The sequence below is a fragment of the Enterococcus gallinarum NBRC 100675 genome, assembly GCF_001544275.1.
GTDB classification, from domain to species: Bacteria; Bacillota; Bacilli; order Lactobacillales; family Enterococcaceae; genus Enterococcus_D; species Enterococcus_D gallinarum.
This window is the reverse complement of the sequence record NZ_BCQE01000011.1, coordinates 92,404-117,834: the sequence shown is the minus strand read 5'-3', so window position 1 is coordinate 117,834 and position 25,431 is coordinate 92,404. Positions and strand designations below refer to the sequence as shown.

At 41.5% G+C, this 25,431-nt stretch carries 25 protein-coding genes and 1 other annotated feature; of the genes, 21 read left to right on the top strand and 4 right to left on the bottom strand.

Annotation, left to right across the window (positions count from 1 at the left end; translation table 11 throughout):
• Positions 1–118: 118 nt before the first annotated feature.
• The 15 genes from dnaX to EG2_RS07710 all read left to right on the top strand — a co-directional run bounded on the left by dnaX (position 119) and on the right by EG2_RS07710 (position 11,505).
• The gene (gene dnaX / locus EG2_RS07780) at positions 119–1,846 is read left to right on the top strand and encodes a DNA polymerase III subunit gamma/tau (RefSeq protein ID WP_060814246.1); all 1,728 of its coding nucleotides are present in this window, start codon (positions 119–121) and stop codon (positions 1,844–1,846) included.
• A 20-nt stretch (positions 1,847–1,866) separates the two neighbouring features.
• The gene (locus tag EG2_RS07775) at positions 1,867–2,181 is read left to right on the top strand and encodes a YbaB/EbfC family nucleoid-associated protein (RefSeq protein ID WP_003127089.1); all 315 of its coding nucleotides are present in this window, start codon (positions 1,867–1,869) and stop codon (positions 2,179–2,181) included.
• Positions 2,182–2,196: 15 nt separating this feature from the next.
• On the top strand, positions 2,197–2,793 hold the full coding sequence (gene recR, locus EG2_RS07770; protein WP_003127090.1) for a recombination mediator RecR: 597 nt from the start codon (positions 2,197–2,199) through the stop codon (positions 2,791–2,793).
• A 19-nt stretch (positions 2,794–2,812) separates the two neighbouring features.
• Positions 2,813–3,460 carry a dTMP kinase gene (tmk, locus tag EG2_RS07765; RefSeq protein WP_003127091.1) on the top strand — a complete coding sequence of 216 codons (648 nt, stop codon included), beginning with the start codon at positions 2,813–2,815 and terminating at the stop codon, positions 3,458–3,460.
• Positions 3,461–3,491: 31 nt separating this feature from the next.
• The gene (locus EG2_RS07760) at positions 3,492–3,821 is read left to right on the top strand and encodes a cyclic-di-AMP receptor (RefSeq protein ID WP_060814245.1); all 330 of its coding nucleotides are present in this window, start codon (positions 3,492–3,494) and stop codon (positions 3,819–3,821) included.
• A gap of 13 nt (positions 3,822–3,834) precedes the next feature.
• On the top strand, positions 3,835–4,779 hold the full coding sequence (gene holB / locus EG2_RS07755) for a DNA polymerase III subunit delta' (protein WP_060814244.1): 945 nt from the start codon (positions 3,835–3,837) through the stop codon (positions 4,777–4,779).
• 15 nt (positions 4,780–4,794) lie between these two features.
• Positions 4,795–5,595 carry a PSP1 domain-containing protein gene (locus tag EG2_RS07750; RefSeq protein WP_060814243.1) on the top strand — a complete coding sequence of 267 codons (801 nt, stop codon included), beginning with the start codon at positions 4,795–4,797 and terminating at the stop codon, positions 5,593–5,595.
• 19 nt (positions 5,596–5,614) lie between these two features.
• Complete coding sequence (locus tag EG2_RS07745; RefSeq protein WP_003127096.1) at positions 5,615–5,962, top strand: DNA replication initiation control protein YabA; 348 nt, start codon at positions 5,615–5,617, stop codon at positions 5,960–5,962.
• Between the two features lie 51 nt (positions 5,963–6,013).
• Positions 6,014–6,871 (top strand): 16S rRNA (cytidine(1402)-2'-O)-methyltransferase, encoded by an 858-nt coding sequence (gene rsmI / locus EG2_RS07740; protein WP_060814242.1) that lies wholly within the window; start codon positions 6,014–6,016, stop codon positions 6,869–6,871.
• 114 nt (positions 6,872–6,985) lie between these two features.
• A complete protein-coding gene (locus EG2_RS07735; RefSeq protein ID WP_060814241.1) occupies positions 6,986–7,285 on the top strand; it encodes a nucleoside triphosphate pyrophosphohydrolase family protein in 300 nt (99 codons plus the stop codon).
• A gap of 55 nt (positions 7,286–7,340) precedes the next feature.
• On the top strand, positions 7,341–7,796 hold the full coding sequence (locus tag EG2_RS07730) for a GNAT family N-acetyltransferase (RefSeq protein ID WP_060814240.1): 456 nt from the start codon (positions 7,341–7,343) through the stop codon (positions 7,794–7,796).
• 158 nt (positions 7,797–7,954) lie between these two features.
• Positions 7,955–9,172: an ammonium transporter gene (locus tag EG2_RS07725; protein ID WP_060814239.1), complete on the top strand. Its 1,218-nt coding sequence runs from the start codon at positions 7,955–7,957 to the stop codon at positions 9,170–9,172.
• A gap of 14 nt (positions 9,173–9,186) precedes the next feature.
• A complete protein-coding gene (locus EG2_RS07720) occupies positions 9,187–9,525 on the top strand; it encodes a P-II family nitrogen regulator (RefSeq protein WP_060814238.1) in 339 nt (112 codons plus the stop codon).
• Positions 9,526–9,705: 180 nt separating this feature from the next.
• The gene (dinB, locus tag EG2_RS07715) at positions 9,706–10,821 is read left to right on the top strand and encodes a DNA polymerase IV (protein WP_005472399.1); all 1,116 of its coding nucleotides are present in this window, start codon (positions 9,706–9,708) and stop codon (positions 10,819–10,821) included.
• An 18-nt stretch (positions 10,822–10,839) separates the two neighbouring features.
• Positions 10,840–11,505 (top strand): DNA alkylation repair protein, encoded by a 666-nt coding sequence (locus EG2_RS07710; protein ID WP_060814237.1) that lies wholly within the window; start codon positions 10,840–10,842, stop codon positions 11,503–11,505.
• Positions 11,506–11,611: 106 nt separating this feature from the next.
• Here EG2_RS07710 and nrdG read toward each other — a convergent pair whose 3' ends face one another.
• Positions 11,612–12,208 (bottom strand): anaerobic ribonucleoside-triphosphate reductase activating protein, encoded by a 597-nt coding sequence (nrdG, locus tag EG2_RS07705; RefSeq protein WP_060814236.1) that lies wholly within the window; start codon positions 12,206–12,208, stop codon positions 11,612–11,614.
• 190 nt (positions 12,209–12,398) lie between these two features.
• The gene (gene nrdD / locus EG2_RS07700; RefSeq protein WP_060814235.1) at positions 12,399–14,600 is read right to left on the bottom strand and encodes an anaerobic ribonucleoside-triphosphate reductase; all 2,202 of its coding nucleotides are present in this window, start codon (positions 14,598–14,600) and stop codon (positions 12,399–12,401) included.
• A gap of 297 nt (positions 14,601–14,897) precedes the next feature.
• Here nrdD and EG2_RS07695 point away from each other — a divergent pair, with 297 nt between their 5' ends.
• From EG2_RS07695 to EG2_RS07670, 6 genes are all read left to right on the top strand, one after another.
• Entirely contained in the window at positions 14,898–15,662 is a 765-nt protein-coding gene (locus EG2_RS07695) for an ABC transporter ATP-binding protein (protein WP_060814234.1), read from the top strand.
• Positions 15,652–17,709 (top strand): FtsX-like permease family protein, encoded by a 2,058-nt coding sequence (locus tag EG2_RS07690; RefSeq protein ID WP_060814233.1) that lies wholly within the window; start codon positions 15,652–15,654, stop codon positions 17,707–17,709. The genes EG2_RS07695 and EG2_RS07690 overlap by 11 nt, the downstream gene beginning before the upstream one ends.
• 87 nt (positions 17,710–17,796) lie before the next feature.
• Positions 17,797–18,879: a M42 family metallopeptidase gene (locus tag EG2_RS07685; protein WP_060814232.1), complete on the top strand. Its 1,083-nt coding sequence runs from the start codon at positions 17,797–17,799 to the stop codon at positions 18,877–18,879.
• Complete coding sequence (locus EG2_RS07680) at positions 18,864–19,679, top strand: DUF975 family protein (RefSeq protein WP_255210074.1); 816 nt, start codon at positions 18,864–18,866, stop codon at positions 19,677–19,679. The genes EG2_RS07685 and EG2_RS07680 overlap by 16 nt, the downstream gene beginning before the upstream one ends.
• A gap of 180 nt (positions 19,680–19,859) precedes the next feature.
• Positions 19,860–20,597, top strand: a complete 738-nt coding sequence (locus EG2_RS07675) for an MBL fold metallo-hydrolase (protein WP_060814230.1) — start codon at positions 19,860–19,862, stop codon at positions 20,595–20,597.
• 19 nt (positions 20,598–20,616) lie between these two features.
• The gene (locus tag EG2_RS07670) at positions 20,617–21,621 is read left to right on the top strand and encodes a lipoate--protein ligase (RefSeq protein WP_003127112.1); all 1,005 of its coding nucleotides are present in this window, start codon (positions 20,617–20,619) and stop codon (positions 21,619–21,621) included.
• 157 nt (positions 21,622–21,778) lie between these two features.
• On the opposite strand, the gene proS is transcribed toward EG2_RS07670, so the two are convergent.
• Complete coding sequence (proS, locus tag EG2_RS07665) at positions 21,779–23,212, bottom strand: proline--tRNA ligase (RefSeq protein ID WP_060814229.1); 1,434 nt, start codon at positions 23,210–23,212, stop codon at positions 21,779–21,781.
• Positions 23,213–23,254: 42 nt separating this feature from the next.
• Positions 23,255–23,457 (bottom strand) — a binding site (T-box leader).
• A 44-nt stretch (positions 23,458–23,501) separates the two neighbouring features.
• Positions 23,502–25,352, bottom strand: coding sequence for an ATP-binding protein (locus EG2_RS19550; RefSeq protein ID WP_249024288.1), 1,851 nt, complete (start codon positions 25,350–25,352; stop codon positions 23,502–23,504).
• Positions 25,353–25,431: the final 79 nt, after the last annotated feature.

Genomic DNA, 25,431 nt, shown 5'->3' with positions numbered 1-25,431 from the left:
AAGATTGCTCCCTTAAAAAATCATTTCTTTTTCAGCAGATAGGCAACTCAAGGTAGTTTTTTTTATAAATATTACGTATAATAGATAATAGCGAATTTTGAAAAGAGTGAGGAAAAATATGGCCTATCAAGCATTGTACCGTGTATGGCGATCCCAACGGTTCGAGGATGTCGTTGGACAAAAAGCAATTACGCAAACCTTGAAAAATGCGATCGAGCAAAATCAAATTTCGCATGCTTATTTATTTACCGGTCCTCGGGGAACGGGAAAAACGAGTGCTGCCAAAATCTTTGCAAAAGCAATCAATTGTCCAAACCAAGTCAATGGAGAGCCTTGCAATGAATGCGAGATGTGCCGTTCGATCACAGCTGGTACGCAAGAGGACGTTATCGAAATCGATGCAGCCAGCAACAATGGGGTCGAAGAGATCCGCTTTATCCGAGACCGTGCAAATTATGCACCAACACAAGCTGAATATAAAGTATATATTGTGGATGAAGTTCATATGTTGTCGACCGGCGCCTTCAACGCGTTACTGAAGACGTTAGAAGAACCACGAAAAAATGTGGTGTTTATTTTGGCGACGACAGAGCCGCACAAGATTCCTGCCACGATTATTTCTCGAACGCAACGATTTGATTTTAAGCGAATCAATACGCAAGATATCGTTGATCATCTAAAGACAGTTTTAGACGGCAGTCAAATCGCTTATGAAGAAGAGGCGCTGCAAGTGATTGCTCGGGCAGCAGAAGGTGGGATGCGAGATGCTTTAAGTATCGCTGACCAAGCCATTGCCTTTAGTGATGGCAAAGTCACCACTCAAGATGCCTTAGAAGTAACGGGCAGCTTATCATATGAGATGATGGATCGCTTGATGCAATTTTGTGAAGACCAAGCAGTACCAGATGCATTAGAAACATTGCGCCAGTTGCTGTCTTCGGGCAAAGAAGCACGGCGGTTATTGGAGAACTTGCTGGTCTATTGTCGTGACTTGCTCTTATATCAGCAGGCGCCGCAATTATTAGAAGAAAAATCACTGCAGATCACACCAGGTTTCAAAACTTTAGCTCAGGCAGCTACTGCAGATCAAATCTACCATTGGATCACTGTTTTGAATGAGACGCAAAACGAGGTGCGATTCACCAATAATCCGACCATTTATTTGGAAGTAGCAGTTGTTAAACTAGCAAATCAGAGGAGATTACCAGCTTCAGGAGAAGCTTCAGAAGCTTCGGTGTCGAATCAAGAAGTCCAGCAGCTTCGTCAAGAAATTCAGAAGCTGCAGTCAGAAGTACGAAAACTACAAGAAAACCCATCGGCGGCCAGCAGTGAACCGGTCAATCCACCTGCCAAAAAGACCAAAAATAGCAGCACTTTCCGAGTGCCAAAAGAACGGGTCTTTCAAGTCTTGAAAGAAGCCACAAAAAAAGACCTCGCAAATGTGCGGAATATTTGGGATGATCTGTTGATGTCATTGTCGGTGACGCAACGAGCAATGCTCCACGCGAGCGAAGCAAAAGCAGCCAGTGCATCTGGTGTAGTGATTGCCTTTGATTATGAGATTGTCTGTCAACGAGCAGCCAATGACCAAGACTTGCAGCTGACATTGCATAATCAAATTTCACGGATGATTTCTGATTATGCACCGCAAGCCGTGTTTATCACGAAAGAAAGCTGGCCAATCTTACGACAAGAATTTATTGCTGGCGGACAAACCTTCAATACAGGCGAATTAGATGAAGGGGAAGCTGAACCAGAACCAACTACGGAAGAACCTGAAAATGAAGTCGTCGTTACCAAAGCCCAAGAGCTTTTTGGTGAATTGGCGAGCATCGAAGAAAATTGAGAGAATTGGAGTGAAGAACAATGATGCGAGGCATGGGAAATATGCAAGGCATGATGAAGCAAGTACAAAAAATGCAAAAAGAGATGGTAAAAGAACAAGAAGCCCTAAACAGTAAAGAATTTATCGGCGAGTCAACAAATGGCTACGTAAAGGCAACTTTTACAGGTGATAAAAAATTACGCGATCTTTCGATCGATCAAGCAATCGTCGATCCGGAAGATGTCGACATGTTACAAGATATGCTGATCTTGGCAGTAAATGATGGATTAACTAAAATTGAAAAAGAAACCGAACGGACTATGGGTAAATACACTAAAGGAATTCCCGGTTTATAAAAGGAGAAATGTGGCGTGCAGTATCCAGAACCGATCGCACGATTAATCGACAGCTACATGAAGCTGCCAGGTATCGGACAAAAAACAGCAACTAGATTGGCTTTTTATACGATCGATATGAAAGATGAAGTCGTCAATGAGTTTGCTAAATCACTGTTGAGCGTCAAACGTGATCTGCATTTTTGCAGTATTTGCGGAAACATTACAGAAGGAGATCCCTGTGAGATCTGCAGTGACCCTTCACGAGATAAAGGCACGATCTTAGTAGTAGAAGAACCAAAGGATGTCATGGCGTTAGAAAAAGTCCGTGAGTACCATGGGCTCTATCATGTTTTGCATGGTGTCCTGTCTCCAATGGAAGGTACTGGACCAGAAGATATCAATATTGCTCCTTTGATTCAGCGACTGCATGATGACCAAGTGAAAGAAGTGATCATTGCTACGAACGCCACGACAGAAGGTGAAGCTACCGCGATTTATCTTTCCCGACTGATCAAACCAGCGGGGATCAAAGTGACGCGGTTGGCTCACGGCTTATCTGTCGGCAGCGATATCGAATATGCGGACGAAGTGACATTGCTTAAAGCAGTGGAAGGAAGACGTGAATTATAAGAAATTGGAGGCAACAAGGGTGAGTGGACTGTTCATAACCATTGAAGGACCAGATGGCGCTGGCAAAACCAGTGTTTTAGAAGAACTATATCCTCGTTTGCAGCTAGAAGCCAAACGAGACATTGTCAAAACGAGAGAACCAGGCGGTGTAAAAATCGCAGAAAAAATTCGGCGGATCATACTGGATCCCAAAAATTCTGAGATGGATGAACGGACTGAAGCATTGCTGTATGCTGCTGCAAGACGCCAACATTTGATCCAAGTGATTTTACCAGCATTGAATGAGGGCAAAATCGTGATCTGTGATCGATTTGTAGACAGTTCTTTAGCTTATCAAGGGGCAGGGCGTCGGATCGGTATTCCTGAGATTGCACGTATCAATGAATTTGCCACCGAAGGCACGGAGCCTGACTTCACCTTGTATTTGGATGTTGATTCGGATACAGGTTTAAGAAGGATTCAAGAGCATCGGGCTCATCAGTTGGATCGCTTGGACGCGGAAGGATTAGAATTTCACCAACGAGTTCGTCATGCTTATTTGAAGCTGGCAGAAGAAAATCCTGTACGCATCCATAAGGTTGATGCTAGAATGGGATTACAAGATGTCGTTGAGACAAGTTTTTCAGCAATCGTTGAAGCATATCCTTCCTACTTCAAAACAATGTGATCGCTGACGACAATAATAAGGAGATGATCTCATGAAATTGATTATGGCAATCGTGCAAGACAAAGACAGCAACCGATTAGCAAATGAATTCATCGATGCAAACATTCGCGCTACGAAACTTTCATCTACCGGCGGATTCTTAAAAGCCGGCAACAGTACATTTATTATTGGTCTTGAGGATGAGCGGGTCCAAGACGCATTGGAACTGATCAAGAAAACCTGTCAGTCTAGAAAACAATATGTTTCCACACCAATGTCGTTAGACATCTCACTTGATGGGCAAGTACCTTATCCTGTGGAAGTAGAAGTTGGCGGTGCGACGGTTTTTGTTCTACCAGTCGAGGGCTTCCATCAATATTAAAAAGGAGCAGACCATGGAGGAACTTTTTTTACAAGAATATCAACCTCTGGTTTTTGCCCAACTGAAGAAAAGTGTCGAGCATGGGCGGATTGCCCATGCTTATCTTTTTGAAGGCGATGCAGGAACGGGCAAACATGAGATGAGTTTGTGGCTGGCGAAACGTCTCTTTTGTACGAATGTTCAATCAAATGAACCTTGCGGGTCTTGCAGTAATTGTTTGCGGATCGCGCAAGGGGAGCACCCGGACGTACTCATGGTGGAACCAGATGGACAGACGATCAAAGTGGACCAAATTCGTCAATTGCAAGAAGAATTTTCTAAGAGCGGCTTCGAAAGTCGCTTGAAAATCTTTATTCTTTCTCAATCAGAAAAAATGAATACAAGTGCAGCAAATAGTTTACTGAAATTTTTGGAAGAACCTGTAGGGAATTTCTTAGCGATTTTAGAAACGGAAAGTGTTGGACGTATCTTGCCGACGATCCAGTCCCGCTGTCAAATCATTCATTTTTCACCATTGGCGAAAGATAAATTGCAGACAAAGCTGCAAAAAGAAGGACTTTCTCAAGAGAGTAGCCGTCTTTTGAGTTACTTGACAAATAGTTATCATAAAGCAGTTGAAATCTCCCAAGAGGAATGGTTTAATGAAACTAAGGATGCTGTTGCACAATGGGTGAAGTATCTCTTGAAGAAAGATCCGCAAGCGTTTATTTTCGTTCAAAAAAAGCTGCTCGCTTTAGCAAAAGAAAAAGAACAGCAGAGAGTTATTTTTTCGATTCTGTTATTTTATTTGCAGGAAGAACGAGACCAGTTATTGGCACAAGGCTTATGGGGAAAAGAGATCAATCTTGCCATCGAAGCTGCCTTGCAAGCCCAAAAGAAACTGCAAGCGAATGTAGCTTTTCAAGGCGTTGCTGAACAATTTTCAGTGAAGATCATCTATGGCATAACAGTACCCTAAAGGGGGAGCAATGTTATGATAGAAGTAGTCGGTGTACGCTTTCGCGCTGCGGGACAAATCTATTTTTATGCGCCTGAGAAGCGAGATTACACGTCGGGGGAACGAGTGATCGTTGAATCACAAGAAGCAAAGTTTATGGCGACCGTCGCGATTCCTAAGCAGTTGATCGATTCGCAAGATTTGCCTTATGACATAAAGCCAATCATTAGACAGGCCACACCTAAAGATATCGAGAGAGAAAAGAAAAATCGTCAAGATGCTGAAGAAGCACTGATCATCGGCAAGCAGAAGATTCGAGCGCACAATTTACCTATGAAACTTGTTAGGGCAGAATATACATTTGAGCGGTCAAAGATGCTGTATTATTTTACAGCGGATGGTCGAGTTGATTTCCGCGAACTAGTCAAGGATTTGGCGAGTCATTTTCATACAAGGATCGAGTTGCGACAAATCGGTGTACGAGATGAAGCAAAGGCGATCGGCGGAATTGGTCCATGCGGCCGTAAGCTCTGCTGTTCGACGTTCTTAGGCGATTTTATCCCTGTCTCGATCAAAATGGCCAAAGATCAAGGGCTGTCTTTGAATCCGACGAAAATTTCCGGATTGTGTGGTCGTTTGATGTGCTGTTTGAAGTATGAGAATGATGAATATGAACAAGCAAAACGAGAATTACCGGATCGCGGCAAAGAAGTTGAGACTCCGGATGGAAAAGGAAAAGTAGTCGGTCTGGATTTATTGCAGCGCATTATCAAAGTCCGTTTGTACGATCGACAAACGCCCATAGACTATGAATACGAAGAACTAGTGACAAAATAAGTAGGTGACCATAATGAGCATGGACAAGCGATCGATTTATGATGGATTGAATCAGTTAGAAAATGAACTGCAAAATTCGTTGAATAACTTAGCAGAGATGAAACAGTCTTTGCAAGAAATCGTTGAAAAAAATACGACGCTAGAATTAGAAAATCAACGTTTACGGGAACATATCCGTGAATTGAATCAAGTGGCCGAAGCGCCCGCAGAATCGGTCAAACAAGAATTGTCCAAATCGCGAATGAATTTGGAAAAGATATACGAAGAAGGATTCCATGTTTGTTATGACTTATATGGATCTAGAAGAGAACATGATGAACCGTGTGCTTTTTGTCTTGAAGTAATCTATCGAGAAAGCGGACGATAATAGGAAATGACCAGCGCAGGTGGCTGGTCTTTTTTTGAAAGTAGGGAAAGTATGCAGAAACAACAAAGCTATAAACAATCGAACGGAACGCTTTATTTAGTGCCGACACCAATCGGAAATTTGGAAGACATGACCGTTCGTTGTGTCAAAATTTTAGGGGAAGCTGATTTGATTGCCAGCGAAGATACTAGGAATACCCAGAAATTATTGAACCATTTTGAAATAACGACACCGCAACGAAGTTTGCATGAACATAATTTCAAGGAACGTGTGCCGCAACTCATCGATCAATTGCTAGCTGGAAAAATAATTGCCCAATGTAGTGATGCAGGGATGCCATCGATCAGTGACCCTGGTCATGAATTAGTCAAAGCGTGCATTGCAGCTGATATTCCAGTGATTGCCTTGCCCGGTCCTACAGCGGGATTGACTGCTTTGATCGCTTCTGGTTTGTCTCCGCAGCCCAATCTTTTTTATGGCTTCTTACCTCGAAAAAAGAAAGAGCAAAAAGAAGCATTGTCTGAGCTGGCGAACCAGCCGGCTACGATGATCTTTTATGAATCACCTTACCGCTTGGCAGCGACGATCGAAAATATGATTACTGTTTTTGGTGCAGAACGTTCTGCAGTCATCTGTCGAGAGTTGACAAAAATCCACGAGGAATACTTGCGAGGTTCTTTAAAGGAACTGTTGGACTATCTAGAGGAAAATACGGTCAAAGGAGAGTGTTGCCTTATGGTTGAGGGATCGACGGACTCTGTCGAAATCGTTTATGACGGTAGCCTTAAAGAGCAAGTAACAGCTCTGATGGAGACCGGGATGTCTTCTAAGGAGGCTATCAAAGAAGTGGCAAAACGAAATCAAGTAAAAAAACAAACGGTCTATCATGCCTATCACTTAGACGCTTAACCGATGCCTGTGCATCGGTTTTTTTTAATAATGAGTTTCATTTTTAGTGAAATGGATGATTGGGTGAAACTGTCACAAAAGGAAATGATATACTAGTTTAAAAAGGAGAAAAAGATGAACATACGAGACATGCAAAAAGCGATCTATCAAAACAAAATCGATCATCAATTTAATGTCACCAATATTGAAAAGGAATTTTTGTCATTATATGGTGAAGTGGCTGAAGCTTTTGATGCCTATCGCAAAAATCAAGATGTGGGGGAAGAATTGGCAGATGTAGCCATCTACCTTCTCGGTTTAGCGGAGATCTTATCGATTGATTTAGACGGAGAGATTCAGAAAAAAATGAAAATCAACCAAGCCCGCCGCTATACCAGTTATGGCAATGGGTATGCAAAACGAATCGATGAATGATGGTTCGTCATTCGATTGGGCTGATAATGAATCGTTAAAGGAAGTGGGAAACGAAATGACAATCAACTTAAGCATGCGTGAGCTAACAGAAAAAGATTTAAAGGAAGCTGTTGAAATGTACATTGCAATCTTTTCAGCGGAACCATGGAATGATGAGCTAACCGTTCCTCAAATTACAGAATATGTGTCATCCATGATGGCGATGAATACTTATATTGGCTATTATTTAACGGACTCATTGACCAATGAAAAAATAGGGTACTCGTTAGGCTTTATCAAGCCGTGGTACCAAGGAAAAGAATATGTCATCGATACCTTTTTAATTGCCGGCAAGCATCAAGGGAAAGGTTTCGGCTCTGCTTTTTTAGAAATGATCAAAGAAGAGTTGGCCAAAAAAGGCATTCCCACGATACTATTAGATACAGAAGAAAAGATGCCAGCTGCAGATTTTTATAAAAAGAATGGCTTTAAGCATTTGACGGATAATGTGACTTTTTATGTGTCGTTTTGATCGCCATTTCCCAAGAAAGCTATCACTCGAATTGCGAATGTTAGATTTAATAACATGTAAAGTGAGCTTTTTTCAGAAAAATTGCAAAAATTAGAAAAAACACTAGCGAACTCCTGAATATGATGGTAGGATATCTAACATAAAAAGGAGTGGTTGGAATGGAAACAGGCAATAGTGGATTTATTTTGATTTGCAGTGGGATGGTCTTTTTAATGACTCCGGCGCTAGCTTTTTTTTATGGTGGATTGGAAAGGCGAAAAAATATCTTGAACACAATGATGATGGTGATTTGCACCATGGGACTAGCTTCAGTTCTGTGGGTGACGGCTGGGTATTCGCTTTCTTTCAGTGGTACAGGTGCGTTTATCGGCAACATCGATAAGTTATTTTTCCAGCAAGTTTCCATGACGGACGGAGAAGGGATTCCTGAAGGATTGTTTGCGGCTTTTCAGATGATGTTTGCACTGATCACAACAGCGATCATTACCGGATCAGTCGTAGGACGAATGCGTTTTTCAGCTATTTTCTTATTTATTGGCTGCTGGCTGTTTTTGGTTTATTTTCCGATGGCCCATATGGTTTGGGGTGGCGGCTTCTTAGACGCTATCGGTTCGATTGATTTTGCAGGAGGCAACGTTGTCCATATTAGTTCAGGCATCAGCGGTCTCGTGCTAGCATTAGTCGTGGGTAAGAGACGCGAGTTTCATCAAACGGAGTATCGTCCCCATAATATTCCATTTGTCGTATTAGGGGCAGGGTTGCTATGGTTTGGCTGGTTTGGCTTCAATGCTGGATCAGCATTAGCTGCTGACGGGATCGCCATTCAAGCGTTGTTAACGACCAATACGGCAGCCGCAGCTGCGATGCTCTCCTGGATGTTGATTGAAAAAGTTTTATTAGGGAAGCCAACCATTGTCGGAGCTTGTACCGGAGCTGTCGTGGGTCTGGTAGCAATTACTCCTGGCGCAGGTTTTGTTTCCCTTTGGTCATCCTTTGTGATCGGTGCATTAGTGAGTCCGTTTTGTTATTACTTTATTTCGGTCATCAAACATCGCTTAGGTCTGGATGACGCTTTGGATGCTTTTGGTTGTCATGGGATTGGCGGAATCTTTGGTGGAATCATGACGGGCATTTTTGCTGATCCTGCTGTCAATCATCACACCGGCTTGCTCTATGGTGGGACTGAGTTGTTCATTGCACAGATCATTAGTATCGTATTTACGATTCTATTTGCCGGAGGCATATCCTTTCTATTGATCCATGTGATCAAACGCGTGCTACCGATCCGGGTCACAGAACAAGAAGAAGCTATTGGGATGGATCGCAGTGAACATGATGAAACAGCTTATCCAACGTTCATGGGGCTGGATTCATAGATGGAGGAATGCAGATGAAAAAAGTAGAAGCGATCATTCGACAAGAAAAATTAGAAGAATTAAAGGCAGCTCTTGATCAAATAGATATGGCTGGAATGACGGTGAGTCAAGTATTGGGCTGTGGTAATCAAAAAGGGGCCAAAGAGTTTGTTCGGGGACAAGCAGTGATTACGACACTTTTGCCTAAAGTAAAGGCGAGTTTTGTTGTTGCAGATGAAGAGGTTGAAGCAATCATTGAACTGATTTTGTCTATCTGCCATACAGGTGAAGTAGGTGATGGTAAAATTTTTATTTACCCGATCGAAGAAGCGGTACGAATCCGAACCAATGAACGAGGCCCATCAGCGCTGTAAGTCTAGACGTTTTTAACGAAACAAACTAAATTTGAAGACTTAAATCATAACAGGAAACAAAAAGAATTTCTGTCTTTTTACAGGGATTCTTTTTGTTTGCAACAATCACCGATGCTTGGAATGAGCCTCTTGATAGGGAACTTTTGTTCGTTTATAATAGAGGGGAATGGAGTGGTGAAAATGGCTGAGTTGCGTTTTCCGTTAAAAAACGATACTTCTCGGAAAATCATCCATATCGATATGGATGCCTTTTTTGCATCAGTAGAAGAAAGAGACAATCCTGAATTGGCTAAGCATCCCTTAGTGATTGCCCGCCACCCAAGTGATACTGGGGGCAGAGGTGTCGTCACGACCGCCAATTATAAAGCACGTCAGTATGGGATCCATTCTGCAATGAGTGCGCAAAAAGCCTTTGAACTGTGTCCTCATGCCGTCTTTATACCTGGCAACCATCAGAAATACCGCGAAATTTCTCAGCAAGTCCGAGAGATCTTTGGGCGCTATACCGATGTGATCGAACCGGTTTCTATCGATGAAGCTTATCTGGATGTGACCGTCAACAAGATCAACTGTCCTTCAGCGATCAAAATTGCTCGCATGATCCAGCAAGACATTTGGCAGACGACCCAGCTTACTTGTTCAGCAGGCGTCAGCTACAATAAGTTTTTAGCCAAATTATCTTCGGATTTTCACAAACCCCGGGGTTTGACGGTAGTGATGCCGGAAGATGCCGTGGTCTTTTTAAAAAAATTACCGATTGACAAATTTCATGGTATCGGTAAAAAGACAGTGCCGAGAATGCATGAATTAGGGATTTATAAGGGATCTGACCTTTATGAATGGAGCGAAATGGCATTGATCCAAGAATTTGGAAAAATGGGTTACTCATTATACCGGAAAGTTCGAGGAATCCATGATTCTCCGGTTAGTGTGACGAGAGAACGAAAATCAGTCGGAAAAGAACATACGTATGGCAATGCGTTAACCACAGAAGATCAGGTCATCAGTCAGCTAAGAAATCTGGCAGAAGAAGTAGAAAGATCATTGAAACGTACGCAAAAACATGGAAAGACTGTGGTGTTGAAAGTGCGTTATGCCGATTACTCCACCATCACAAAACGGGTCACGTTGCCAGAATATATGCACAAGAAAGAAGCTATTTTTTCACAAGCTAGTTTGATTTGGGAGGAGATTCTAGGAATCGAAAAAGGGATCCGCTTATTGGGAATCACAGTTACGAATCTTGACCCATTAGCTTATGAAAATATCGTATTGCCTTTGTGGGAAACCGAATAAAATATATGGAGGCGCATAATGACGACAAACAATCAATGGAAAGCGTTACTAGAGGAATTCATGGCACAAAAAAATCCAGCGCGAGGAGTTCAAATGCGAGCGTACATGCGGAACCAATTTGACTTTTTAGGGATTCCGTCACCTGTACGCAAACAAATCCAAAAACCTTATTTTGCTGCAATGAAAAAGGCCGCCCTCGATTGGGCATTTGTTGAAACCTGTTGGCAACTACCTTATCGTGAAATGCAATATGTAGCTATCGATTATCTGGTAACGATGCAGTCGGTCCTCCAACCAGACGAACTGGAGAAAATAAGTGAATTAGTCCTTCAAAAGTCTTGGTGGGATACTGTTGATGGCTTGAATAAAGTTGTTGGCGGGCTGACTATGACCTACCCGGAATTGAGCCAAAAGATGCTTGCTTGGAGCAAAGCAGAAAATTTATGGCTCCGACGCATCGCCATTGACCACCAACTGCTTAGAAAAGAAAAAACCGATCGCGAGCTTTTCGAGACGATCCTTTTAAATAATTTAGGTAGCGATGAATTCTTTATCAATAAAGCGATTGGCTGGAGTTTGCGCGATTATGCTAAAACAAACCCTGAGTGGGTGCAGGCTTTTCTGTTAACGCACAAAGATCAGTTAGCTCCGTTAAGTATCAAAGAAGCAAGCAAACATTTGTAATGATGGTATGTCCTACGATCGAAATAAAAACCAGCAGGAGTAGTTCAGCACTCCTACTGGTTTTTATCTTTTGTATCAGTTTGAAAACTGAAGTTTTTTCAAGTCGTTAAATACTCTTTTTGATTTGTTCATAGCTTTTTTCTGCGTCTTTGCATTTGTCCCAAATCACCGCTTCTCCTAGTGCTAGGGATTTAGGAACATCAATGATTCGTTGATTGCTGCTGCCGCGAAATTGCAGATTCAAATTGCGTTTGCTCAATTCGAAACGGCCATCAACTAGGATATCGATGCGAGACAGCAACTCAAGCTTATCTTCTGTTTCCAACAGTAGTTCCTCGAAGGTGTAACCAGACCAGCTCCAAATATCTTTGCCATGACCGAACTCGGCACGGACTCTGTTTACCACTTGCAGACATACTTCAGTATTCAAAAAAGGTTCGCCGCCTAATAGTGTTAGTCCCTGAACATAATCGTGCCGCAAATCTTCAATGATTTGTTCTTCGAGTTCTGCTGTGAATGGGGTGCCATAGCGGAAATTTTGGACTGCTTTATTGAAACAGCCTTCGCAAGCAAATAAACAACCACTGACATACAGGCTATTGCGGATACCTTCGCCGTCAACAAAGTTGAAGGCTTTATAATCTGCAATATAATTTTGACTATACTCTTTTGCTTGCCATTCTTTGGGACGAGGATTTCTCATGTGCAAAACTTCTTTCTAACTATTCGATTATTCGATAAAAATGTCCTTCGCGACTGTAGCAAAAAAATATTAGCAAGCACAAATGCGCGAGCAATTCCAGCACTCGTTTTCTGCGGACTTCTGGCCAACAGTTGTCAGTTAGAAAGGAGCAGAATTTGCTTACGCTTTAGTCGCGAAGGGGACACTTGTTTCAGTCATTGTTTTTCATATGTTTGACACGAGCGGAAATTTCTTTGTGACGACCGTGAACCATTGGTCGAGCTTGAGGATTTCCTAGGTAACCGCATGTTCGTTTGACGACGTCACAACTCTTTGGATCGTGATTGCCACATTGTGGACATTCGAAGCCACGTTCAGTTGGATTGAAATCACCTTCATATCCACATTCATAACAATGATCGATCGGAGTGTTGGTTCCTAGATAAGCGACACGGTCATACGCATAATTCCAAACTGCTTCAAGAGCTTTGGGATTTTGTTGCAGAACTGGGTATTCACAATAATGAATAAAGCCGCCAGAGCAATACTTTGGATAGTCTTTTTCAAAATCCAACTTTTCAAATGGTGTTGGATTTTTGCGGACATCGTAGTGGAAGCTATTTGTGTAATATTCTTTATCCGTGATGTCTTCAACGATGCCGAATTTTTCTGTATCTAAACGACAGAAGCGATCGGTCAAGCTTTCGCTTGGTGTAGAATAGACGCTAAAATGATAACCGTATTCATCGCCCCAAGCATCTGCATGGGCTTTTAACTCTTTCACGATGGCTAACGTAAATTCTTTTGCTTCAGGATCATTTTCCCACTCACCACCAAAGAAAGCAGCAGCAGCTTCATACAATCCAATATACCCTAAGGAAACAGTAGCTCGTTTATTTTTGAACAACTCGTTGACACTGTCTTTGCGATCGAGGCGTTTGCCGAATGCGCCATACATATATAGGATTGGTGCATTTGCCGGACTCGCTTCTTTGCAACGTTCTACTCGGTAAACAAGCGCATCTTTGACGATTTGCAGACGTTGCTCCAGAAGAGACCAGAATTTGTCACGATCTCCGTTAGCTTCTAGGGCAATGCGGGGAATATTCAATGTTACGACCCCAAGGTTCATCCGTCCTACATTGACTTCTTCGCCATGTTCATCTTTCCAACCTTGCAAGAAGGAACGGCAACCCATCGGTACTTTGAAACTACCCGTCAATTCAATCAACTTGTCATAATTCAAGACATCTGGATACATCCGTTTCGTTGCACATTCCAGAGCCAATTCTTTGATGTCGTAGTTTGGATCTGTGGGTTCCAGATTTACGCCACGTTTGATACTGAAAATCAACTTCGGAAAGATTGCTGTCCGTTTTTCGCTGCCAAGTCCGTTGATCCGGATCTGTAAGATTGCACGTTGGATTTCCCGTTCAAACCAGTTTGTTCCCAGACCAAAGCCTAAGGAAGTGAAAGGTGTCTGTCCATTTGAAGTAAATAAAGTATTGATCTCATATTCCAAACTTTGCATCGCATCGTAAATGTCTTTTCTTGTCTTGCTCTTCGCGTAAGCTTCTTGGCGATCCTCGCCGTCGATCCATTCACGCGCATCTTGCAAGTGTTTTTGATAGTTCAATTCAGCAAAAGGTGCGAGTAATTCATCCGTCCGGTCTGCAGAACAACCGCCATATTGACTAGATGCCACATTGGCAATGATTTGAGAGATCTGAGCCGTCGCCGTTTGAATCGATTTTGGTGATTCAACTTCTGCGTTTCCGATTTTGAAACCATTGTTCAGCATGCCTTTGAAATCGATTAGACAGCAGTTAGTCATCGGAGTATAAGGATGATAATCTAAATCATGATAATGGATATCGCCTTTTTGATGGGCATTCGCCACATGAGGGGGCAGCATTTTCAAGCCGATGGATTTTCCTACGATCCCTGCAGTCAAGTCTCTTTGAGTATTGAAGACATTGCTGTCTTTATTGGCATTTTCGTTGACCACTGTTTGATCTTTATTCATTAATTTATTGATCGTAAAGTTGATATCCGTCGCTTTGCTGCGTTCAAAATCACGACGTGTCCGATAGTTGATATACTCTTCGGCCAATGCATATTCATTTTTTGCTAATAAAATATGCTCAACGATATTTTGGATTTCATAAATTTTAACGTTTTTGGTAAACCGTTCGGCGATCTCATGATCGATTCCTTCTACGATTTCTAAAATTCGTTCATGATCGAGGGGAGATAGTTCTCCTTTAACTTTTCTTTGGGCTTTTACTAATGCATCGTAAATTTTTTGGTCATCGAAATCTACTAAGCGACCATCACGTTTCACGATCTTTAATTGGGATAATTGAGGATGGCTACCCCCGCTTTGTTCAGTGTTTCTCTTTAAGTCCATCATTACTATCACTCCTTATCTTCTCCAATATCATAAAACAAAACATGGTTTTCGGCAACTATATATAGTGGCTTTTATTCGATAAATAATTCAGTATGCACAATATGTAGTGTATATTCAAAAGCGGTTTTCAATAAAAACTTGATGATAACAAGGTCTTACATGTTTCACGTTTCACAAAATGAATAAAAATTGTAAAAAATTTTTATGTGTAAAAACGAAGCAGGGGCGATAGAGAAGAAAATGTGCTACCATAAAGAAAATATGAAGAAAAGTAGAAATAGATCAAGGAGAATTTGCATGAAAAAAATGATCGATGTGAAGCACCTGACAAAAACCTATGGAACCCGCTTCAATCAAACCAAAGTACTAGACAATCTTTCTTTTTCCGTTGATCAAGGGGAATTTGTGGGAATCATGGGACCAAGTGGTGCCGGAAAGACGACACTGATGAATATCCTTTCCTCCATCCTACGTCCGAGTCTAGGTTCTGTTGCAATCGGAGGACAAGAGATCACCCGCTTGTCAGAAAATGAGCTAAGCGATTTTCGCCGGAAAGAAATCGGCTTTATTTTTCAAGATTTTAATTTACTAGACACGTTGACTGCCAAAGACAACATTATCTTACCACTGGCGATCGACCGCCTTTCTGTCAGTGAAGTTGACCGGCGCTTGGCGCATCTGGCGAACTTATTGGGAATCGCTCATTTGTTAGACCGCTACCCAGAAGAACTATCGGTCGGTCAAAAGCAACGGGTGGCCGCCGCCAGGGCAATCATCAGCCGGCCTTCCGTGTTGTTTGCAGATGAACCCACGGGATCCTTAGACTCAAAAGCGGCGACAGAGCTGTTGCGTTATTTAGCTGAAATCAATCTGCAAGAAGATATGACGATTCTCATGGTGACCCATGATCCTTTCACTGCAAGTTATTGCAATCGGATTTTGTTTATTAGAGATGGTGTCTTTTTTGCAGAGGTAGTCAAAAAAGGTTCCCGCAAAGAATTTTTCGAAAAAATCATCGATATGCAAGCGACGATTGGAGGCGGGGATCGTCATGCTCTATAAAATTGGCTGGCGCAGTTTTTTGCAGCAGTTTCGCAATTATGTCGTTTACTTTGTGTGCATGATGACGGCAGTCATGATTTTTTATTCATTTAGTGCCATGATGAATGACCGTTTGCTGACTCAACGAGTGCAGCAAGACATTCGCATCGATGGCGTATTAGGTTTTGGTAGTACGATCGTTGCTGTTGTGGTGCTTTTTTTTATGCTAAGTGCCAATCATTTCTTCTTGAATCAACGGCAAAAAGAGATCAGTGTTTATCAGCTCCTGGGTTTGCGCAGAGCGAAGTTAAGCTGGCTGTTGCTGCGAGAAACGTTCCTGCTAAATCTTTTCTCCCTTGTTGTGGGCATTTTCATGGGGATTATATTTTCGAAATTTTTCTCGATGATCTTGATTCGAGTGATGGGACTATCCATCACTAGTCATTTTTTTAATTCGCCTCGTTCGATTTTGACTACCGTGTGGGTATTCTTACTTGCCATGGTAGTTTTGAGTGGTCAAGTGGTTTTGTTTGTCTGGCAGAATCCTTTGATCGATCTAATGAAGAACAACTATACACTGCCAGTGAGCAAAATGAAGTGTCGCCCATTTCGGATGGCAATGGGGATCATCGGTTTGCTTCTGTTAGGGATCGGCTATTACTTAGCTCTGACGCTACGAACGACACTGGAGCGCTATATTAATTATACAGAAGATTATACTGCTGTTTTATGGATCCCATTGCTGATTTTATTTTGCTGTATCACAGCGACGTATTTGTTCTTTGACTGCACATTACCAATGTTGTTGCATGTCTTAACGCTCCCTCGCAAAAAAATCAGCAAAGGCACACGCTTGATTGCATTCAACAATATCCGGGCTTATTTGCAGCGGACGTGGAAAAGTTTTTCATTACTGACGATCATTACTGCGATCGCGATTTCTTTGATTGGTGGCACAATGGGAGTGATTTCCTTGAATTATCAGGCGACCAATCGTGATTATCCCGTCGATTTTCAAGTCGCAGCAGAAAATGCAGAAGAGTTAAAACAAGTGATTCAGGAAAATCAGAGTCAGGTCGTCGCGGAGCAGACGCTCACTTTTCGTATCGTGCCGTTAGCGACCAGTGCGAAATATTTAGCCAATCCAACCAGTACTGGTCAGGAAACGTTCTTGGTCAATGCGATTTCTTTATCCGATTACCACGCATTTCGGCGATTAGTGCCAGACGCGCCAGAGATTTCTTTAGGAGAAGAGACAGCTGTTTTGTTTGATGATAATTATGATATTGCCAACAACTTGAGAACTTTCCAGAAGAATATTGCTCTAGAAAACGGGAAAAGATTCCTCTTGGACAAAACATACCAAGATTATTTTGGTGATATTTCTTTACGCTATTCTTTACCTAATGTGTTAGTGGTCAATGACAAAGACTTTCAAGAAATGTCAGGACTTGACTATCGATTGACCTATGTCAATGTTGATACAGAGGATCAGGAAAGTCTTAGCCAAGCAGTGGAAAAACGTTTACCGATTGAATGGACCTATCCGTTTTCGTATAAACGCACGCAAGAAAATGGACAAATCAAGTATTTGCTGCAAGCAGGGGTTTTTGAAAAAAAACAGGCGTCCAAGGACTATCTCAACGGATATCGGTTAAACTTGGCGAATCGCTATCTCAATATGCGTGCTATGAGGCGACAAGGCGGCATTATTTTGTTCGTTTCTTTATTCGTCGGGGTGATCGTTTTGATCACTACGTCTAGCAGTTTGATTGTACGGCAATTTTCTAATACGGAGCGGGAAAAAAGAAATTATCGTTTATTGCGTACACTCGGTTATAGCAAAAAAGAAATTCGTTCGATCGTCTACTGGCAGAATTTTTGGGTTTTCATGCCAGGTACATTACTCGCGATTTTACATGCCGCATTCGCAATCAACACGCTGACGCAAATCATTGTGAGTCCAGGGTATTGGGTGGCACATCTGTTTGCAGGTGTCGCAGCCGTCGTATTCTTCATTGCTTATTTGATTACAGTTAAGTTATGCTTGCGGATCATTGAAGAGTAAGTTGTCAGATTTTTTTCAATTTTGAGCTGGTACAAGACACGAGGAATGGTATAATTTAAGGGATAAATGAGTAGAGGAGTAGATAGGATGGATAAAAAAGAAGAGCAATTACTGATTGATCTGACAACTGCCCGTGGTGTTCCGGGGAATGAAGAAGAAGTACGTGAAGTCTTCAAAGCATATGCGAAAGACTTTGCCGAAGATATCTTTTACGATGGGTTAGGAAGCGTGATTGCTAAACATGTAGGGGATGGCGGCGGACCTAAAGTTTTTATTTCCGGACATATGGATGAAGTTGGCTTTATGGTGACAAAGATCACCGATAAAGGTTTCATCGAGTTTCAAACATTAGGCGGCTGGTGGGGCCAAGTGATGCTGGCACAAGAAGTAGAAATCAAAACGCAAGCTGGCAAATTGGTTCATGGTGTAATCGGTTCTAAACCACCTCATGTGTTGACACCGGAAGTTCGCAACAAGCCTTATGATATCAAAGACATGTTCATTGATATCGGTGCTTCTAGCGAGGAAGAAGCAAAAGATTGGGGCGTACGTCCTGGAGATATGATTACGCCATATATCCAATACAAACGGATGAATGACAGTAAGTTTTTGCTAGCTAAAGCGTGGGATAATCGTATTGGAACTGCAGTTTCTTTGCGTGTGTTGGAAACGTTGGCTGCTGAAGGGCATCCAAATTGCTTGTTTGCTGGCAGTGATGTAATGGAAGAAGTAGGATTGCGTGGCGCACGGACAAGTACGCATCTAGTGAATCCAGATATCGCGATTGCTCTTGATACCGGGACAGCTGGTGATACGCCAGGAATGTCTCCAAAAGAAGCAGATTCTGTCTTGGGCAAGGGGCCGCAAGTTTTGATTTTTGATGCATCGATGATTCCTCATAAGAAACTCTTGAATTTTGTGATCAATGTTGCGGAAGAATTAGAGATACCTTTCCAATATACAGTGATCACCGGTGGGGGAACTGATGCCGGTCAAATGCATCTGACCCGTGATGGTGTACCATCGATCGCAATTACAGTTCCAGTACGCTACTTGCATTCCCATACTTCTGTCATTCATGAAGATGACTACTTAAATACAGTAAAATTAGTAACAGAAGTTGTTCGTCGCTTAGATGACAAAACCGTGAAAGAATTACGAAGCTATTAGAAGGAGTAGAGGATGAAAAAAATAGTGAGATCCGCTCCATGGCATCACGTGCATTAAAGGGCATGTGGGGGCGGTATATTTTAGCCTTTATTGCTACGATAGCCATTCAAAGCATGGTCAGCAGTTTGGTGCTGTCATTGACAAACCATACCTTTCAACAGACACGAGAAACAATCATTGATTATATTTTGGAATACTTTGTTTTTTTCGCATTGACGATAAGTTTAAATATTATGGCACTGTTCTTGATTCGTCAGCGGGAGATCCATGTGTCGGATATTTTTCTTGTTTATGACAAGCGTTATTACGTACCTTTTCTATTGCTGAATTTGGTGAATGCTCTCGTAAATTATCTGATTAGTTTTGTGACGTTTTTACCCCATTTAGTTGTTGGCGGAATGAATCAGTACCTTGATTTAGTCTTGAATGTCAACAGTCGGATCACTGTTGACTGGAGTCTCTTCCGTTCGTCGATTTCCTTCATCATCAGTTTTCTTATTTCTGTGGTCCTTTTCTTATTTGTCTCCCAGATCATAAGCGGATTATTTCAGTTTGCGATCTATGTACGATACGACCATCCAGAAATGACGACGCTGCAAGCGATAAAAGAGGCTTGGCATTTAATGAAGAATCATATCGGTCAGTATATTTTGCTGCAGATTTCTTTATTAGGATGGATGGTTTTAGGTTTGTTTGCTTTTGTTATCGGTCTATTTTGGGCGCTGGCCTACGCAAACACTGCGAATGCCGCTTTTTATCAAGCGTTGATTGAAAAAGAAAATGATCGAGTTCTTAGCTAAAGAACGCCTTTTGTAAAGATATGATCCACGGTTGTGACGTTAGGTGACTCAATGCAGCAATGAGAGAGAAAATCATCGATTTCTTTTGCTAATGAGCTCCGGTTGTCGCAGCCGTTTTTGCTGTTTATTTTTGAGTAATCCAATGCTTTTGTGATAGCATAGAGACAAGGAGGCGGAAGTATGAAACTAACAGTTTTAGGATGTTTAGGCGCATATCCCTATAAGGGTGAGGGAACTACTGGCTATTTATTAGAGTCCGAGGGATATCATTTGTTGCTGGATGCTGGCAGCACGACACTGATTCAATTGGAAAAAATTTTGGATCCGTTAGCATTGGATGCAGTGATTTTGAGTCATTACCATCATGATCATATCGCAGATCTGGGTGTCTTGCAGTATTATTGGCAGCTATTTCCTAAGCAAGCAGAGCGGAACGTATTGCCTATCTATGGGCATGGAGAAGACAGTATTCATTTCAATGAGTTGACCATGGCGGGAATTACAGAAGGGCATGATTATTTACAAACAAAACAGTTGGAATTGGGACCGTTTTCTGTTACATTTATGAAGACGATTCATCCTGTAACTTGTTATGCCATGCGCTTTGTGGAGAATAGTACAGGTAAAATATTTGTATTCACAGGCGATTCCGGCTACTTAGAAAGTTTTGTCGATTTTGCCAAAGATGCCGACTTATTTTTAGCAGATACCTACCTCTTTGCAGGGAATGAACGACACAAAGCTCATTTTACTTCTCAAGAGTCCGGAGAAATTGCTGCCGCAGCGAAGGTCAAAAAACTGGTTTTGACTCATCTGCCACAGCATGGCGATCTGGAGCAACTGAAAGAAGAGGCAGCAGCGGCGGCCAACGGGATACCGGTTGAATTGGCAGCAGTTCAAAAAATCTTTGAGATTTAAACCCGAGGAGGAGTAGCAGATGCTTTTTGTACCAAATGAAAACAACGACCCAAGAATCAACCTAGCCATTGAGATCTTTTTGCTGCAGGAAATGAAGGTGGATGAACCGATCCTGCTGTTTTATATCAATGAGCCGTCGATTATTATTGGACGAAATCAAAATACGATCGAAGAAATCAATAAAGACTATGTCGATGCTCATGGAATCCATGTGGTTCGCCGTTTTAGTGGCGGTGGGGCTGTCTATCATGATTTTGGAAACTTGAATTTTAGCTTTATCATGCCGGATGACGGTAATTCATTCCGTGATTTCGAAAAATTGACGAAACCAATTGTTCAGGCGCTTCATGAAATGGGTGTAGAAGGGGCACAATTAAAAGGTCGCAACGACCTAGTCATTGATGATATGAAGTTCTCTGGTAATGCAATGTACGCCACCAATGGTCGTATGTTTGCTCATGGGACCATCATGTTTGACAGTGACATTAATGAAGTGGTCAATGCGCTGAAGGTGCGCAAAGATAAAATCGAATCAAAAGGGATCAAATCGATTCGTTCTCGCGTGACGAATATCAAACCTTTCTTACCAAAAGACAAACAAGATATGACAACCGAAGCGTTTCGTGAAGAGATTCTTTTGAAGATTTTTGGTGTGGATTCAGTCGACCAAGTCAAGACCTATACATTGACTGAGGAAGATTGGGTCAAAATCAATGAAATTTCCGACAAGTATTATCGAAATTGGGATTGGAATTACGGGAAATCTCCCGCGTTTGATATTGAACGCCGCAAACGATTTCCAATTGGATCGATCGAAGTTCGCTTTAACGTTCAAGAAGGCAAGATTACAGAAGCAAAGATTTATGGAGATTTCTTTGGATTAGGAGATATTGCTGACGTTGAACAAGCTTTTATCGGCACTCGCTATGATAAATCTGCATTGAAAGATGTGATTGATCAAATTGATGTCAAAAAATATTTTGGCAATATTACCCCTGAGGATTTGTTGGAATTAGTTTATTGATCTTCCAGCAAACCAAAAAATGATGTGGATACAACGAAAATTCATAGAATAACTGAAATACGCTAAGAAAAAGCAGCCGCAGATCCTACGATCTGTGGCTGCTTTTTCTCTTAGTGAACATGCCGTTTTTTACGGGTTGTGCTTTTTTTCTTTTTGCTTAGTAAGCTCGGGCAATCCAAACGGTGTGTTTAGCAGGTTTCCCGCTAACGATGTCAACTGTTTTTTCCATAGGAGCTTCAAACGGGATATTTCTAGTAGTAAAGCCAGTTTCTTCTTTGATCTTGGCTTCAGTTTCTTCTGTCCCGTCCCAACCAATTAAGACAAAACCAGTGACTTTATCTTCTTTTTTGCAGGTTTCGATATGTGCTTTTAACTCTTCCAGTGTTTCGATATCGTAATACTCGTTCTCTTTGTTTCTGTTACGAGCTGCTTCAAGCAAACGTGGCGTCATCGCAGCCAATTGCTGATCCACGAAATCAGCAAGGTCATCAAAGGCTACGGTTTGTTTTTCGGCAAGATCACGCACTTTGACCATTACATGCCCATTTTCTAAATCTCTTGGACCACATTCGATTCGTAAGCAAGCGCCTTTTAATTCCCACTCGTTAAATTTGTAACCTGGCGAATTGTCAGAATCATCTAAGCGAACACGAATACCTTTGGCTTTGAAAGATGCAAACAACTCTTCCAATTTTTCTAAAATGGCAGGATTTTTCTTCCAAGGTCCGACTGGCATCAAGACGATTTGCGTAGGGGCGATCGTTGGTGGGAAAACCAATCCGTTTTCATCACCGTGAGTCATGATCAATGCGCCTAATAAACGTGTAGAAACACCCCAAGAAGTTGTATGTGCATGGGTATGTTTGTTTTCTTTCGATAAATAAGTAATATCGAAAGCCTCCGCAAATTTCGTCCCCATATAATGGCTCGTACCGGCTTGGACAGCTTTTCCATCTTTCATCATGGCTTCGATGGAGTAGGTATCCACCGCGCCAGCAAAACGTTCAGAAGGTGTTTTTTGTCCTTTGTACACTGGAATGGCTAAAAATTCTTCGCAAAGACGTGCATATTCATCCAAAATTCCTAACGTCCGTTTTCTTGCATCTGCTTCATCTTCATGGGCGGTATGTCCTTCTTGCCATAAGAATTCAGAAGTGCGGAGAAAAGGCAGTGTTTTCTTTTCCCAACGAAAAACATTGGCCCATTGATTGATTTCATATGGTAGATCACGGTAAGAATTGATCCAATCAGAAAAGGCTGAACCGATCATGGTTTCAGAAGTAGGACGCAATGCTAATGGTTCTTCTAATTTTTCATTACCGACTTCTGTCACCCAAGGCAATTCAGGGGCAAATCCTTCAATGTGATCCGCTTCTTTCATGAAAAAGCTTTGTGGGATCAGCATTGGGAAATACGCATTGCGAATGCCTTCTGCTTTTAAAAAGCGATTAAATTCTTCTTGAATATGTTCCCATAACTCAAAGCCGTCAGGACGGAAGATGATTGATCCTTTAACTGGCGAATAAGCCATCAATTCGGCTTTTTGAATGGTCTGAATGTACCATTCTGTAAAATCATTTTTTTGTGTCATTGTTTTTTCCTCCTTAAAAAATAAAAAAGCATTCCGTCCTATAAAAAGGACGAAATGCTTGAATTTCGCGGTACCACCTTTGTTGACTATTGCTAGTCCAACTCATGAAGGATAAGGTCTTCACACCGACCGTTTTGCGGTCACTACCATTGGCAGGTTCTTCTTATCAGCGGGTATTGGATTTCCAGCTTGCTCCAACTCTCTTTAACCATCATAAGAATACTGATCCAAATCTTACATTCATGCTAAATCGAAACTCGGAAAAAAGCAAGCTTTTTTTGTCATTTTGTTATTCATTACTGACTAGCTCTAGGAAATCTGGCAACCCATCTGAAGAAAATGTCAGAGAAAAACGAGTGGATTGTTCCTCATGTAAGACCGAGCAAGACCCAAAATTTTGCTGGGTAAGTTTTTCAATAATCTGAAGATCAAAATAGTTTTCTTCTTCAAAGGTTTCAACATTCGGCATGGCTTCTTTTTCTGAAGTAGCCAAAGTTGGAAACTGACAGCTGACGAACAACTGATTCTGCTGCTTGATAGCACTTAGATGAATCTTTCGCAGGGCGCGATCTTTGAGTAGATACGTTTCCCGAATTGCATAGTCCATTAAATGAGCAAATAATTGTAGAAAATCTTCTTCAGCTAGTTCTTTGATTGCGGGAATATCCACATCATAAGAGAATTCAATGCTTTTTTGCTGAGTCAATTGCTGATAACTTGTCAATAACAGGGTTGTTAGAGAATGATCTTCACTTTTGGTTGGACAAGATTCTTCTAGTGTCTGCTCGATTAGGTTGATTTGATCAAAAGCTCCCAGCAAACTGTTGTCTTCCAGCATGACTTTTGCAGTAGTCAACTGTTTGCGAAAACCGAGAAAAGCTTGTTGCCATTGATTGATTTGTTGTTGAATTATCGGTTGTTGTTCTTCATACAAGCGAATCTTGAGTCCTGCGATATCCTGTTTTTTCGTTTTCCCTTCATTATAGAAAAACAAACGCAGCAAATCATAGCACCAGCAGACAATAATCAAGAGTACGAAGAAAATCGTATTCCAATTGATTTTTGATTGATGGCTGTTTAGGACATCTTGAATGTAGATAAAGCAGTGACCAATCGCGGATAAAACGATCCATGGAGAACAAAGAACAAAAAATTGATTCTTTTTAACCGCTTCATAGATGGCAGCAAAGGATGTCACAAAAGTGCTAAAAATATTCAGTAAATGGATATAATCCATAATCTCCGGCAAGTGGAGTTGATGGGAAAAGACAGATAAAATGGCTGCTGCACCACAAATGCCATGGAAGATTACCCAAATCTTGTACTTCTGTTGAAGGACTTCCATTTTCGATAAATAAAAGCCGATCAAGAACATTGGGGTAATGATCGATAAGACATTCAACATCACTGAATTTATGGTGGGGTTAAAGAGCAACCCTCCAAGAATATCGCCAAAACCGGCTTCTAGCCCAGCTGACAGTGCAAAAGCACTGAATAATAAATTCGAAACGAGTAATTTTCGTTTCTTAACTAATTTAACCCCTACATAAATCAAATTAAGCAGGCTGATAAAACCTGTCAGAAGAAGCATGAAAATATTGGGAATCGAATGACGAAAGACATAACTGACTAAAGCGTTTGAAGAACCAAAAAAGACCTCAGCGGGATAGCCTGAATAATTTTTGAAAGGACTAGATACATAGATGCGTAGTGTTTGGCCTTGGTAATTTTCTGGCAAGGTGACAAAAGAGAGGGTTTTTCCAGGATTCACAAGACCTTCTGCTACTTCTTTTTTATTGGTATATAAAAGTTTATCATTTAAATAAACCGTCATTTTCTGATGATCGCCCACCAACAGCAATGTCGGGTAGTAGTGTTCATTGGTGATTTTACGTTCCATCACCAAATTCTCATTGGTAGGAATGTTAGGCAAAAAATTCACATAGTTACTGTCGAAAGTTGTTTCTGGTTCTGCTGCAGAATAATACAGCCAATCTTCCTGTTTTTCAATAGAAGGAAGACTGATCACTGGATTAATCAGAGCAGAAAGATAGAACAAAATAATTCCCAGAGAAAAAGCAGAAATCGTCAAGAAGGGAATTGCATTCTTCAAGTTCAGTTTGTTATTTTTTTTAAACATATATGAATTCTCCTGTTTTTTTATTCACGTCTAGAATAAAACAAAACAATTGATTAAGTCAAATGATAATGGGTGTTAT